The 12,701-nt window shown below is 40.7% G+C and carries 14 protein-coding genes; 4 read left to right on the top strand and 10 right to left on the bottom strand.

Features of this window, described 5'->3' with window-relative positions; translation table 11 throughout:
- The first annotated feature begins 95 nt into the window (after positions 1-95).
- A complete protein-coding gene (locus MBUR_RS01940) occupies positions 96-920 on the top strand; it encodes a molybdopterin synthase (protein ID WP_048063150.1) in 825 nt (274 codons plus the stop codon).
- Positions 921-1,004: 84 nt separating this feature from the next.
- On the opposite strand, the gene MBUR_RS01935 is transcribed toward MBUR_RS01940, so the two are convergent.
- Complete coding sequence (locus tag MBUR_RS01935) at positions 1,005-1,712, bottom strand: sensor histidine kinase (protein WP_011498537.1); 708 nt, start codon at positions 1,710-1,712, stop codon at positions 1,005-1,007.
- 443 nt (positions 1,713-2,155) lie between these two features.
- Here MBUR_RS01935 and MBUR_RS01925 point away from each other — a divergent pair, with 443 nt between their 5' ends.
- Both MBUR_RS01925 and MBUR_RS01920 read left to right on the top strand, forming a co-directional pair.
- Positions 2,156-3,148, top strand: coding sequence for an aspartate-semialdehyde dehydrogenase (locus tag MBUR_RS01925; RefSeq protein WP_011498536.1), 993 nt, complete (start codon positions 2,156-2,158; stop codon positions 3,146-3,148).
- A 310-nt stretch (positions 3,149-3,458) separates the two neighbouring features.
- Positions 3,459-3,833, top strand: a complete 375-nt coding sequence (locus MBUR_RS01920) for a hypothetical protein (protein WP_011498535.1) — start codon at positions 3,459-3,461, stop codon at positions 3,831-3,833.
- A gap of 79 nt (positions 3,834-3,912) precedes the next feature.
- Here the strand turns inward: MBUR_RS01920 and MBUR_RS01915 are convergent, their stop codons facing one another.
- Both MBUR_RS01915 and MBUR_RS14515 read right to left on the bottom strand, forming a co-directional pair.
- Complete coding sequence (locus MBUR_RS01915; protein WP_011498534.1) at positions 3,913-4,125, bottom strand: MoaD/ThiS family protein; 213 nt, start codon at positions 4,123-4,125, stop codon at positions 3,913-3,915.
- The gene (locus MBUR_RS14515; protein WP_269479028.1) at positions 4,122-4,247 is read right to left on the bottom strand and encodes a hypothetical protein; all 126 of its coding nucleotides are present in this window, start codon (positions 4,245-4,247) and stop codon (positions 4,122-4,124) included. The genes MBUR_RS01915 and MBUR_RS14515 overlap by 4 nt, the downstream gene beginning before the upstream one ends.
- Before the next feature lie 139 nt (positions 4,248-4,386).
- Here MBUR_RS14515 and MBUR_RS01910 point away from each other — a divergent pair, with 139 nt between their 5' ends.
- Positions 4,387-5,028 (top strand): HAD family hydrolase, encoded by a 642-nt coding sequence (locus MBUR_RS01910; protein WP_011498533.1) that lies wholly within the window; start codon positions 4,387-4,389, stop codon positions 5,026-5,028.
- A 3-nt stretch (positions 5,029-5,031) separates the two neighbouring features.
- On the opposite strand, the gene MBUR_RS01905 is transcribed toward MBUR_RS01910, so the two are convergent.
- From MBUR_RS01905 to MBUR_RS01875, 7 genes are all read right to left on the bottom strand, one after another.
- Positions 5,032-6,942 (bottom strand): beta-CASP ribonuclease aCPSF1, encoded by a 1,911-nt coding sequence (locus MBUR_RS01905; RefSeq protein ID WP_011498532.1) that lies wholly within the window; start codon positions 6,940-6,942, stop codon positions 5,032-5,034.
- Positions 6,943-7,044: 102 nt separating this feature from the next.
- Positions 7,045-7,677: an archaeal proteasome endopeptidase complex subunit beta gene (psmB, locus tag MBUR_RS01900; RefSeq protein ID WP_011498531.1), complete on the bottom strand. Its 633-nt coding sequence runs from the start codon at positions 7,675-7,677 to the stop codon at positions 7,045-7,047.
- A 128-nt stretch (positions 7,678-7,805) separates the two neighbouring features.
- Positions 7,806-8,312 carry a TIGR00295 family protein gene (locus MBUR_RS01895; RefSeq protein ID WP_011498530.1) on the bottom strand — a complete coding sequence of 169 codons (507 nt, stop codon included), beginning with the start codon at positions 8,310-8,312 and terminating at the stop codon, positions 7,806-7,808.
- A gap of 2 nt (positions 8,313-8,314) precedes the next feature.
- The gene (locus tag MBUR_RS01890) at positions 8,315-8,812 is read right to left on the bottom strand and encodes a transcription factor (RefSeq protein ID WP_011498529.1); all 498 of its coding nucleotides are present in this window, start codon (positions 8,810-8,812) and stop codon (positions 8,315-8,317) included.
- A gap of 220 nt (positions 8,813-9,032) precedes the next feature.
- Entirely contained in the window at positions 9,033-9,905 is an 873-nt protein-coding gene (locus MBUR_RS01885) for an ATP-grasp domain-containing protein (protein WP_011498528.1), read from the bottom strand.
- 296 nt (positions 9,906-10,201) lie between these two features.
- Entirely contained in the window at positions 10,202-11,263 is a 1,062-nt protein-coding gene (locus tag MBUR_RS01880) for a 60S ribosomal export protein NMD3 (protein WP_011498527.1), read from the bottom strand.
- A 126-nt stretch (positions 11,264-11,389) separates the two neighbouring features.
- Positions 11,390-12,616 (bottom strand): NAD(P)/FAD-dependent oxidoreductase, encoded by a 1,227-nt coding sequence (locus MBUR_RS01875; protein ID WP_011498526.1) that lies wholly within the window; start codon positions 12,614-12,616, stop codon positions 11,390-11,392.
- Between the last annotated feature and the right edge of the window lie 85 nt (positions 12,617-12,701).

Below are 12,701 nucleotides of genomic sequence, written 5' to 3'. Positions count from 1 at the left end.
CCATATTTAAGTTTCTGATATATATTTTTAGAAAGAATAAACTTTTTTCATCCTTTCACCGTACTTATTTATATAAGTCATGAATAGAAATGAATATGAAAGTCATTTCAGTCATAGGCTACAAGAACACAGGGAAAACGACCTTCGTTACCCGAATGGTAAAGGAGCTTTTAGAACTTGGTCGTGTGGGAACGGTCAAACTGATGCTTGACCATCGTCTTGATGATCCGAATACTGATACCGGCAAACATTTCGATTCCGGTGCCGACATGGTAACTGCCGTCACGGACAGGGAACTTGTGACAATAAGTCGTAACCCCTCTTTTGAAAAAGCACTGGATGAACTTGCTGATGCAGGAATGGATTTTGCCATCGTTGAAGGTGCAAAGGACAGTGAGGTTCCAAAGGTCGTTCTCGGGGAAATGGATGAGGACGTTTCTAATGTTATTGCAAGACTTCCTGAAAAGGCCGACTGGAACCTTGAAAATATCGTCTCAATGCTAATGGAACAACCGGACCACGTTACGCTCAATTCCCTTATAGAAAAGGTCAGATCAAATCCAGAAATTGTAAAAGCAGGTGGAATTGGTACTTTTATCGGTATCGTAAGGACTGATAATGAAGATTACGAGACCCGAATGCTCGAATTCGAGAAATATGATAAGGTCGCAGATGCCAGCATCCAAAAGATAAGGGAAGAAATGATGCAACAGGATGGTATCATCGATGTTCTCATTCATCATAAAGCCGGAAGGATAATGCCACTTGAAGATATCGTATATATCGTGATAGCAGCAGGCCACCGCCAGCAACTGTTCGCAGCTCTTAGTGAGACATTGGATCGAGTGAAATCAGAAGTGCCCATATGGAAAAAAGAGATAACCATCGATGGTAATTTTTGGGTACATGATCATGCCTGAAACTTTGAAAATATAATATAAATTTTGAAATGATGTTTGATTCGTTAGTAAGGCATCGACCCACATCCATTCAAAGGAGATATCTTAGAGATTATCTGGTATGCTGAATCCAAAGGTGCTTCCTTTTTCAACTTCACTTTCGATCCAGACTTTGCCACCGTGTATTTCCACAAATTTTTTAACGATGTTAAGCCCCAGACCAATGCCACCATATTTCCGGGTAGTTGAGGAATCTACCTGGTAAAATTGCTCAAACAATTTGATCTGATTAGTTGGTAAAATACCAATACCTGTATCTTTTACAAAAAAGCACATTGATTTACCGCATTTCTTTGTTTCAATCGTAACATGTCTACCATCGGGTGTGAACTTAATGGCATTATGTACCAGGTTATAGAGTATATGCTTGAACTTGAACTCATCAGCATTCATAATCGCATTCTCAACATCAATAATATGAGTTAAAATTATACCTTTTTCTAAAGCAAAGGGCATCATTGAAGTTTCAATTTCAGAAATAACATTGCTTATTAAGAATTTTTTTGGTTGGAAAACCATTGCCCCAGATTCTATTTTTGAAATGGCAAGGATCTCATTGAATATCTCAAGCAAATGTTTGCCATTGAACAATATATTATGGAGATATCTTACCTGAGATTCATCCCGATTGCCGGGCTTGTCGAGCAAAACACTTGAAAACCCTATTACTGAATTTAAAGGTGTCCTTACTTCATGGCTCATGTTCATTATAAACTCGGATTTCGATAGATTTGCATCCTCCGCCAGTGTCATTTTATGGACAATGAACAATTAAAAATTATTAGTGGATGATGATATCCACTTCTTTCTTTAGTCATTGATGCAAGTTTTGCACAGAGAAGGAACTATTATTGTCTATTTAGATCAGAGCCATCCAAATAACAAACATTCAATGAACCAAAAAAACAAAGCTATTATCAAAATGAGAATTATTTGCCTGACCTCAACTTTTAAAGATATCCAATCGCCTCTATTAAATATGAGCATATTTCGATATAAGGATGGTCTTTGCCGACATGGTCTTATATATAGCGGCGGTGAGAGATTCGTCAGAATAATTGAAATGGTCAACAGAGGAAGCTTTAGAAAATAGCTTTTGTCAATAATGAATTTTTCAGCATTAGAACTTGAGTTGTCGATAGGTTTTTTAAGAATTGGGATTCTATGAACTTCCAGCAACTAAGGGATGAACTAAAATGAGCTACAATGTAGGAATTATGGGTGCTACTGGTGCAGTGGGTAAGGAAATTATAGAAGTACTACACGAAAGGAACTTTCCTGTAGAACAACTAAGGCTTTTTGCATCTGAGCGAAGTGCAGGCAAAACAATAGATACTCTTTTTGGATCTATTACTATTGAAAATGCTGATATGGCAGATTATTCACAACTGAATATTGCATTTTTTGCAATAAGTGGTGACTGGAGCAAAAAAAATGCAGAAAAGGCAACAAGTGCCGACTGTTATGTTATCGATAACAGCAGTGCTTTCAGATATGATGATAAGGTTCCGTTGGTAGTACCTGAGATAAACGCTGATGCTATCGGAAATTCTAAGCTTATTGCCAACCCGAACTGCACGACTGCCATTGCAGCGATCCCTTTGTATGCACTTCACAAAAAATATGGATTGAAGAAGGTTATTATCAGTACTTACCAGGCGACTAGCGGGGCTGGAGCAGCTGGCATGAGTGAACTGACCGAAGAGACGAAGAACTATCTTGAAGGTAAAGAAGTTAAGAATAAGGTCTTTGCACACCCCATCGCTTTCAATACGATACCACATATTGACAGCTTCCAGGAAAACGATTACACTCGTGAGGAAATGAAGGTAGTATGGGAAACAAGGAAAATATTTTCAGAGCCTGATATCCCAATAAGTTGTACATGCGTAAGGATACCCACCATGCGAGTTCATGGGGAGAGCATTGTCATAGAAACAGAAAGATCGATCGATCCTGTCGATGCAAAGAAATTATTAGGACAGGTCGAAGGTATTGAGTTAAAGGATGATATTGAGCACAATATCTACCCAATGCCATTGAACGCTACTAAAAAGTATGATGTGGAAGTTGGCAGGATAAGACAGAATCTTGTATTTGGGGACCATGGTCTTGAGTTCTTTGTCTGTGGGGACCAGATCCTTAAGGGTGCTGCTCTGAACGCGGTTCAGATCGCTGAAAAACTCTGACATCGCAATAAGATTAATTTAAATGGATAGAGAGCAGCCTGTGGCTTTTATCCATTTCTTTTTTAGGCCCTAATATCATTTATTGTCACATAACAGATTAAAAATTTATATATTTATATTAAATATTAATCGAGTATAGAAATAATGTTTGGATTATGTGTGATTTATTAAGAAAGGTTATATATATTGTTGCATATCTCATACCAAAACCATAGTAATGATCTATGATACATATGGGTTTAAATATAATAATCACATAACTTAAATGGGTACTTAATGTACCACTTACATAAATGGTACGGTGATGGACATGATTAGCACTGGTGGAAAGCTATTAGATGATTCCAGCGAAGAAATTATCGATTCGTTGAAGAGTTTAGGAATGACGCGCAACCTTGCAACTACTGTTGCATATCTTTCAAATGTGAGTGAAGCATCCTCACAAGAGATTGAAATGAAAACTGGACTTCGTCAACCCGAAGTTAGTGTTGCAATGAGGTCAATGCGCGAGCACGATTGGATTTCGATCCATAATGAAAAGGTTACAGGCAAAGGTAGACCTACAAAGATCTATACTTTAAAAACGCCTTTTGATAATATTGTAAAACACTATGAATCAAAGATTCGAGAAGAGAACGAAGCAAGAATGCGTATAATCGATAAATTGAAGGATCTTGCAAAATAAAGGATATCCCTATATAAGGATATCCAACTTATTTAAGCCGTTACTTTCAGGCTAGATCATATTATTCAGCTTTTTGCTTTTAACCGCCCGATATAGCTTTGAGTATGGTAACTGTGCCTTCGATAACAACATCATCGATTGGGACAGCTTTTCCATCATTCAACAAAATGACAAGTTCCTGATTGATATCCATCACATTTAGAAGGTCTTCGTAAGTAGATCCATCAGGAACATTTATTGCCTGCCCATCCGGGGTATCAGGAAATATCTTGACTTTAATTGTTGTGCTCAATCTAGTACTTCACCACCTTCTCCTTTGAGATCATCGAGGTTTTCGTGTATTAATTTATCATCCAACAGTTCAACTTTTTTTATACCCTTCCGTTCAGAATCACGTTTGTTAAATTTAGACATACATTTCACCTCATCAAATATGTTGTACCGTATAGTTATTAATCTTTTCTGATACTGAATAAACAGAACTGTTTTTAAATCCTTATAAATAAATGTTTAAGCAATAATCTTTAAGTCCTATAATCCCGAATTGATAACTATGTTCAACACCTTGATCTTTGATGCAGATGGCGTTCTTGTGAACTCCATGCCGTTTCATGCTGATGCATGGATACAGACCTTCTCGGAAGTTGGAATTGACGTGATCAGACAGGATATCTATGATATAGAAGGTTCAAACTTCGTAGGAATAATTGAGCTCATTTTCAAAAAGGCAGGAAGAGACGCAGATCCCGAACTGATCGAAAAATTAAGAGTTCGAAAACGTGAGCTTTTTTTTAAATACGAAAAAGCAACTGCCTTTGAAGGCATGTATGATTTCCTAAATGAGAAAAAGGACAAGTACAATTTAGCTGTTGTTTCAGGCTCAGACCGCCCCATAATTGACAAAATGTTCAATAAACTCTATCCGGATATATTCGACCTACTCATCTCAGGCGCTGATGTAGCTCATGGAAAACCCCACCCAGAACCATACCTTAAAGCTGTGGAATATTTTGGTGTAGATAAAGAGAAATGTCTTGTTATAGAGAACGCGCCACTGGGGGTGGAATCTGCAAAAAATGCAAGCCTTTATTGCGTTGCTGTTTCAACCCATGTTAACCCAAAAGGGCTTGAAAAGGCAGACAAGGTATTCAATAATCACAGTGAACTTCTGGAATTCCTAAAACAGTTGGTGTGAGTATCACACCAGCCTTATAGTTTCAAGGTTTGTAAGCGCCCGGGTCTCCAGACGATATTTTTTATGTAATGAGCTTGCAAGATCGATGCATGAACGTTCATCACCATGCTCTGTGAAAACACGTTCTGGTTGTGGTTTCATCTTCTTGAAGTACTCCATTAACTGTTTTCTATCCGAGTGACCGGAGAAACCATCAACGACCTCAACGCCCATATTCATCTTTACAACTTCAGTCCCACCCTTGGATGAAACAGGTATCTCTTTCCAGCCTTTCTGGATACGTCTTCCAAGGGTGCCATCTGCCTGGTAACCAACAAAAACAAGCGTGTTGTTAGGGTCAGGTGCAAAAGCCTTGAAATACTCCATGACAGGTCCTGCGTTCATCATACCTGAGGTAGAAAGGATGACACATGGATGGGGGTCCTCTATGATCTTCTTTCTAAGATCGTTCGAATCTACCGGTTTGAAACATTCTGCAAGGAATGGGTTCTGGCCTTTCTGAAATATGAGCTTCCTTAAATTATTGTTTAAATATTCCGGATATGTCGCATGGATTGCCGTTGCTTCCCAGATCATACCATCGAGATAAACAGGAACATCATCGATGATCCCTCTCCTGATAGCATCTTCAAGAACTATCATAACTTCTTGGCTTCTTCCCACAGCAAAAGCAGGGATCAGCACGATACCTTTGTTATTGAGGGTATTCTTTATGATCTGTTGAAGGTTCTTCTCGGCTTCCTTTAGGGACGGCTGTACTGCTGAGGCAGCTCCGTATGTAGATTCGGTAATTACAGTCTCGACACGTGGGAACTTGTTCACTGCAGGATCGAAAAGCCTGGTAGGGCCATACTTGTAATCACCAGTGACAACTACATTATGTAATCCATCACCTATATGGAAATGTGATATTGCGGAACCGATAATGTGTCCTGCATTATGGAATGTCAGCTTGACATCAGGAGCAATGTCTGTAACTTCTTCATAATCAAGTGCAATAGTATGTTTGAGTGCATCACGCACATTTGTGGATTCGTACGGAGGCTTTTTACCCTCCTTTGCAGCAACATCGATGAAATCAAGCTGCAGAAGTGTCATGATATCCCTTGTAGGAGATGTACAATAGATAGGACCTTCGTACCCGTATTTGTAAAGCAGTGGAACAAGTCCCTGATGGTCAAGGTGTGCATGTGTAATCACAACAGCATCTATCTGGTTAAGTGGCTGAACTTCCGGCAGATAGAGGTATGGTGTCATATTATCATCAGAACCAACGTTCACACCACAATCGATCATTATCTTGGATTCAGGTGTTGATAATAAGAAACAGCTCCTGCCAACCTCTTTACATCCACCAAGGGAAGTCACTCTGACCCAGTGGTCCTTGGAAGTACATTCCCTGTGAATGTTACGACCTACGGCTTTGAGTATTTCCTTCCTATCTTTATGATTAGTACGCATGAACTCTCTGATGTTCTTCACGGTCCTTGATTTAATTGGAGGTGTACGAACTACCTTAGGGGTCCAACCGATCTTTTTCGTGATCTCACGAAGTGTCTCACCGTGCTTACCTATTACCAAACCCGGTTTTTCCGCTTCGATAACAACTTCCCCCACATCAGGGTCAAAATGAAAATTAGATAGAACAGCATCCTTTGGAACAGTATCCTTTATCTTCCCAATTGCTTCTTCAGGAGATACCAATACTTTAGGATCTGGACGAACAACGATCCTTGTACGGAGGGTTTTCGCGAGAGTTCTCACGATCTGGCCATTGTCTGCAAAGTTCTTTGGATCCTCAGTATAAACAACGAGTTGCGGTCCTTCAAACTCAACACTGGTTATGGTTGTGTTGTCTGGGACCTTTTCTTCAATTTTCTTTTTCAGATCCGCTAATACGTCTTCTATTGCCATTAAACAGCCTTCCTATTTCAAAAACGTCAAAAAAATGTTATAGTATATTAAAAAAATGTATGAATTGGACCATACCTCGAAAGAGTAATGGTCCTTTTAAGATCAGTTCAATAGTTCACGTTTTTTCATAACTGCTTCAGGGTCCAGTCTTTCATACTTGTCCTTTGTGATCACAACAACATCAATGTTTTCGCCTGATGCTGAATCTCTCTTCATAGCATTGTGAAGAGCACGGATGGCAAGATCAACACCTTCCACTACGGTCATATCCTCGGTGTAGCGATCTTCAAGAACACCGTAGGCCATTGGAGAACCGGAACCTGTTGAAACCGCCCTTGTTTCCTCGATATTGCCTCCGAGAGCATCGAGGGAATAGATAGCAGGACCGTTCTTATCAACGCCGCCAATAAGCAACTGGACCATAAGAGGATAATATCTCTGACCACTAAGCATATTCGAAAGAAGAGTGGTAATGCCTTTGATAGTAATTGATTCCTGTCTGCGCATCTTAAAAAGCTTGGATTCCACACTTATAATACGTACAATCTGCTGAGCATCGCCTACAGAACCCGCAGTTGTCATTCCAACCAGATCATCGATTTGATAGATCTTCTTTGCGGTCTTACTTGCGATAAAGTGACCCATGGTTGCCCTCTGTTCAGTAGCAAGAACTACACCATCAGTGCAGACTATACCTACAGTAGTTGTACCTTTTAAATGCTTATCATTATCCATTAATTATACCTCATAACAAAAAACGAGAAAATCAATAGGTAAAAATGTGTTTGCTTCCCGCAATACAAACCCTCTTTAGCGATTTTATTATATAACTGTTTCTATCAATGACCGCAATATACTTTCGATCAGTAATAGTTAAACTCATCAGCAAGAGCCTGCACCCTTTGGATAGCTTCCTTGCTAATATTCCTATCATGCATTCGCCGTATACACCTTGCAAGCGGGACACGCTTATCCCCCATTACAAGATTATCAGCATGAGCTACGATCTTCTCTTCGGTGCTTATTGGAAGATGATCAACTTCAGGAAGACCCATGACCTTTGCTTCCTCAGAAGTTATACCTGCACCAATATGATTTTTTATGATCTGGATGATACGGGGGTCAAGATCAAGCTTTTCAGCAATTGAAGCACCTTCAATGGCATGCTTTATACCATGTGTGCGCGACCTTCCGAGATCATGCAATAAAGCACCTACCTCAACAAGTTGAATATCGACCTTCTGTCCTTTCTCCTGAAGCTCACATGCAATGCTTACAGCAGTTTCTGATACGACCTGACAGTGTCGAATAACGTTGTCTGCACAGCCTTCATCTTTAAGGAGTTTCAGTGCATCAGAACCTGATAGCATCTTTAGCTGCTCGCTTCAAGTGCATCAAGCCTGTCACGCAGTTTTTTAACCATGACGGAATTGTCTTCGAACATCATATCCTCACCGCAAGCCGGACACATGAACTCACACTTACTAGCTTCTTTGAACTCGAACCTTACGCAGCCTTCCGGACAAGTGTAGAATACACTATCGACCTCAAAATTATATCTAATTTCAAGGTTCTTGGTTATCCTTTTCTTTTCCTTCACCAGATGTGATTCAATATCACTAAGATCCAACTGCCAGAGGTAAGTAAGCCATCCACTGCTGGAATCCCTTTCCCTCCTGCAAACGGCAAGATTGTTCTCGTTCATAATGAAAAGGGTCCTTCTGACGATATTGAGCATTACACCAGAGGCTTCAGCGATCTGTTCATCGGTGACCTCCCCTTCCGGCATATTCTCTATCATCTCTATCCCCTCTTCACCTATCAATTGCAGTAGATAGCCCCGGACGACTGGATCATTTGAATCTGTCACTAATATCACCTTGTAAATAAGATAGCATGAATAGATAAATATGTTAAGATTAGGTTTCTTAGGTATTTTGTTATTTATAGCTAATCCACGAAAACACAGATAAGCATTTTTTTAGCCTATTTTCATACTTTAATAGTATCTGACAGCTTCGTAGTAGGACCCAGTTTTATTATTGGGATCTAGTCCATAATTTACTATTAAAGCTTGACAAATTAGCAGTTCACTGAAATATATCCTTTAAAGTGCTACGCATAATAAGCGTCTTTTCCATGACATCTTCACGCGTACCACCACTGCAAAGAATAGAGGTCAGAGGATCATCCGGGAGGGCATTATAACCCGCAGTGGGAATATCAGCAATAGACATGTCCTTTATCTTTTCACATATTGGCTCATTGATACTAACTGCACGATCAGCATACATGACCACCCTCATGGCATATTTTAGAATATCAGGCGTACCTGTGGGAAGGATACCATTGAAAGACTTGACATGCATATCAAAAAGATTGAGACCAGTAGCTATTTCCACTGAATCAAGACTGCCCTGGAACCTTGCATTCAGTTCGATCACGAAAGGACCTTTATCTGTCAGCAAAAAATCCACCCCATTAGACCCGACAAGCCCAAAGTTCTCTGCAAGCTTCTCCGATATCTCGTACATCTGACTAGTATATGGTGTCCTGTAAGGAGTGATATTGCCACAATATGAGAACGGTAAACTGGAAAGCCATGGCACGCCTATGAGCTGTTCATTGACAGCTATAGGAACTGAACATTTCCCATTGGCAATAAGCGAAACACTTGCAGGAAATCCGGAAAGGAATTCCTGTATCATAATATCATCAAGTTCTAATGTAGGATCCATAACAGGCAATTCTTCAAGAACAGTGTTCAATTCAGATTCGTCCTGAACTACCCGATTCAACCTTCCCCCACCTGCACATTTTGGCTTGACCATTAGAGGATATCCAATATCTTCCGCTTCATCTACAATACCGGAGACCGGATGCGGTATCCCCATAGACTCCATATCTTTTGCAAAGGAAGATTTGTCAGATACCTGTTTCATAACAGCAGGAGCATTGTTCAATATCCTGCAGGAAAGACTGGAAAGATCAAGTTCTTCAAAACCTGATCCTAGAACAATAGCATCAGGAAAGGTATCGAAACTTTCGATAAGTTCGATAATGACTTTCCTATCAATATTTTTTATGTCGATATCTTCACATGATAGAAGTGCTCGGGAATCAACTGTATTCTCCTGAAGGTCCTTATCACAGAATGCATCGATGGCATAGACATTATAACCTGCATTAGCTGCCGAACAAGCAATATTTCGGCTGCTATATCCGATAATAAGTACATTCTCCAGAAGCGGACACCACCTTAGAGTTTATGCTCACTATCCTCAGGCAATGCGAAAAGCCCTTGCTCAGTGCTTATTACAGGTATCTCACTGCCTGCAGAAGATGAAAAGAACATTGGTTTTTTCAATGTGACCGTAAGATATGTAGTTGGATCCAGTACCATAATATCATCACCCTCCACGGCCACAAGGACCGCAGCCACTGCATCTTTACGGTTAGCGATAAGTTTAGCCCCTTTCAGACCACTCGTTTCGATCAGGAATCGTGAACCTGTTGACAGAGAAATACCTTTTGTATTCTTACCTGAGTTCTTGATCTCAATAACATCGCCCTTAAAAAGAATTATATCACCAGACATGAATTCCGGCAACCTCATTGCATAGGTCATTCTGTATATGTCCTTGCCTTCCTTGTGACTATGCAAAGTAGCTGATTCTGTAAAACTGCCACCAAGCTCATTGGAGATGCTCTTGCATATGTGCCGGCATGCGTTACATGAACCAAGATAGAGATCAGCCCCATCCTTTGAATCGCTACTGTTGGTTATAAAAGCAAGCCTGTCCCCCTTCTTCCATAACTTTTCTACCATCACAGCACAGATCATCTTGCAGGAATCTATCTCTTCTGCTGTCGGGACCCTGTTGGTCGCCCGTATTTGTAAAATACCTTCAAAATAACCGCCTGCCATGCGACTACATCGGTCACATGCTCCACGTATCACACGCACTTCGGCCCTAAGATCCTGATGGAGTGATTCACCTTCCACCATGGCATCGACCTCTACCCTCACCTTGTAAAAATGAGGGGTCATCTGGTGGGGGTTGACATATATCTCGACATCCTTAGCTTCGTTGTGTATCAAAAGAGCATCTTCCACAGTCCTGATGACTATCTCATCCAGGTCACCCACATCCCTCCATTTGTTCCTGTCGAATCGTGCGCCACATTTGGCACAGATATTTGCATGAAGGACAAGTGGAAGCTCAGCTAAAGTAAATGATTTTAAAAAGCATTCCCTACAAGTGTTCTTGTAGAGTTTTTCCGTTTTCACCCCACATTTTGGGCATATGATCTGACTCATCAAAGGTCTGAATGGTTAGTAGTTGGATATTAGTCTTTTGTACACTAAAGTGCTCGTATGTCAGGTACATTAACTTGAGATATTACTCTAAAAAATGAATTTGGATATTAAATATAACATCCATACTTACCTTTTGAATTTTGTCAATCCAGAGAACTTCTGCTTTAACTTCTGTGTGAACAACGGTCGCAAGTTCCAGAGAAGCTTCTTGTTAGCCTTGAAAAGTGCTGCTATGAAATCGATCAGGTCCATCTTCTTGAAATCGACATCCTTTATCGATAGTGCAAGTGAATCAAGGTCTTCATCAGAAAGACTGAAAAAAGTCTCCTTCACGATCAGATTATTGGCAATTTCATTACCAAAGGACCCACGCCAGCGTTTTTCGTATTTCTGAAGTATCTTTTCAGACACATCATCCTGAGCAATAGCCTCGGCTGCAACCTCACCGGCATACAGCCCGGCATCCATTGCATTGCTAATGCCACCACCTGTGAATGGATCAGATTGCCTTGCAGCATCCCCGACAAGCATCAGACCATTTGCAATGGTCTTTTCGATGGGACCACTTGCAGGAACCGCACCCGCAACTTGCTCAATGATAGAGCCGTTCGGATAGTTTGCCTCAACGAAATCGGTCAGGTACTCAATGGGCTTCTTTTCTCCGGCACGACTGCCGAGAATACCAATACCCACATTTGCCATGTTATTACCTTTCGGGAACACCCAGACATACCCACCAGGTGCAACTTTGTTGCCCATGTAAAAATAACAGGAGCTTTGGTCAATATCAACCCCACTAACAAGGAACTGAGCACATGTTTCAATATGAGATGGTTTTAATGACGTGTCAATACCTGCCCATCTGCCCACCTTGGATTCTACACCATCGGCACCGATGACAAGCTTAGAGCGGATTGAATAGGTCTTGCCAAGATGCATCATCTCAACACCACAAACAGTATTTTCCTCAATGATAAGACCGGTAACCCTTGCCTTTACCATGATATCCACACCGGCTTCACCACTCAGTTCCACAAGGGTACGGTCAAATATCTTACGATCCAGGACATAACCAACCTCAGATCCGGCATCTTCCTCAGCCATTGTTAGGGTTGTACCGTTGGGTGAAATAATCTTGGCACTACTAACCTCACCACACAGCCATTTCTCATCAAGTTCAATGTGCTGTCTCAACCTTTTTTTACCAACACCTTCAGCACATCTTACAGGTTCCCCTATCTCCTGCCGCTTCTCGAGCATAAGGACAGAGAGTCCTTTTTTAGCAGCGGTTGTCGCTGCGATCGAACCTGCGGGGCCGGCACCTACAACTACTAGATCATATTGGTCTTTCATCATTCACCCTAAAAAGGTCAATTAATTGAATTCAAGCTTCGATAAGATATGTCCTGCTCCCATATTCAAACCGAATAAAGCTCAC

This window comes from Methanococcoides burtonii DSM 6242 (assembly GCF_000013725.1).
Lineage (GTDB): Archaea > Halobacteriota > Methanosarcinia > Methanosarcinales > Methanosarcinaceae > Methanococcoides > Methanococcoides burtonii.
This window is presented reverse-complemented; position numbering and strand designations above follow the sequence as displayed.

Coding starts and splice junctions, on each gene's coding strand:
- MBUR_RS01940 (WP_048063150.1), top strand. CDS start 96: ATGAAAGTCATTTCAGTCATAGGCTACAAGAACACAGGGAAAACGACC.
- MBUR_RS01935 (WP_011498537.1), bottom strand. CDS start 1,712: ATGACACTGGCGGAGGATGCAAATCTATCGAAATCCGAGTTTATAATG.
- MBUR_RS01925 (WP_011498536.1), top strand. CDS start 2,156: ATGAGCTACAATGTAGGAATTATGGGTGCTACTGGTGCAGTGGGTAAG.
- MBUR_RS01920 (WP_011498535.1), top strand. CDS start 3,459: ATGATTAGCACTGGTGGAAAGCTATTAGATGATTCCAGCGAAGAAATT.
- MBUR_RS14515 (WP_269479028.1), bottom strand. CDS start 4,247: ATGTCTAAATTTAACAAACGTGATTCTGAACGGAAGGGTATAAAAAAA.
- MBUR_RS01910 (WP_011498533.1), top strand. CDS start 4,387: ATGTTCAACACCTTGATCTTTGATGCAGATGGCGTTCTTGTGAACTCC.
- MBUR_RS01905 (WP_011498532.1), bottom strand. CDS start 6,942: ATGGCAATAGAAGACGTATTAGCGGATCTGAAAAAGAAAATTGAAGAA.
- psmB (WP_011498531.1), bottom strand. CDS start 7,677: ATGGATAATGATAAGCATTTAAAAGGTACAACTACTGTAGGTATAGTC.
- MBUR_RS01895 (WP_011498530.1), bottom strand. CDS start 8,312: ATGCTATCAGGTTCTGATGCACTGAAACTCCTTAAAGATGAAGGCTGT.
- MBUR_RS01880 (WP_011498527.1), bottom strand. CDS start 11,263: ATGAGTCAGATCATATGCCCAAAATGTGGGGTGAAAACGGAAAAACTC.
- MBUR_RS01875 (WP_011498526.1), bottom strand. CDS start 12,616: ATGAAAGACCAATATGATCTAGTAGTTGTAGGTGCCGGCCCCGCAGGT.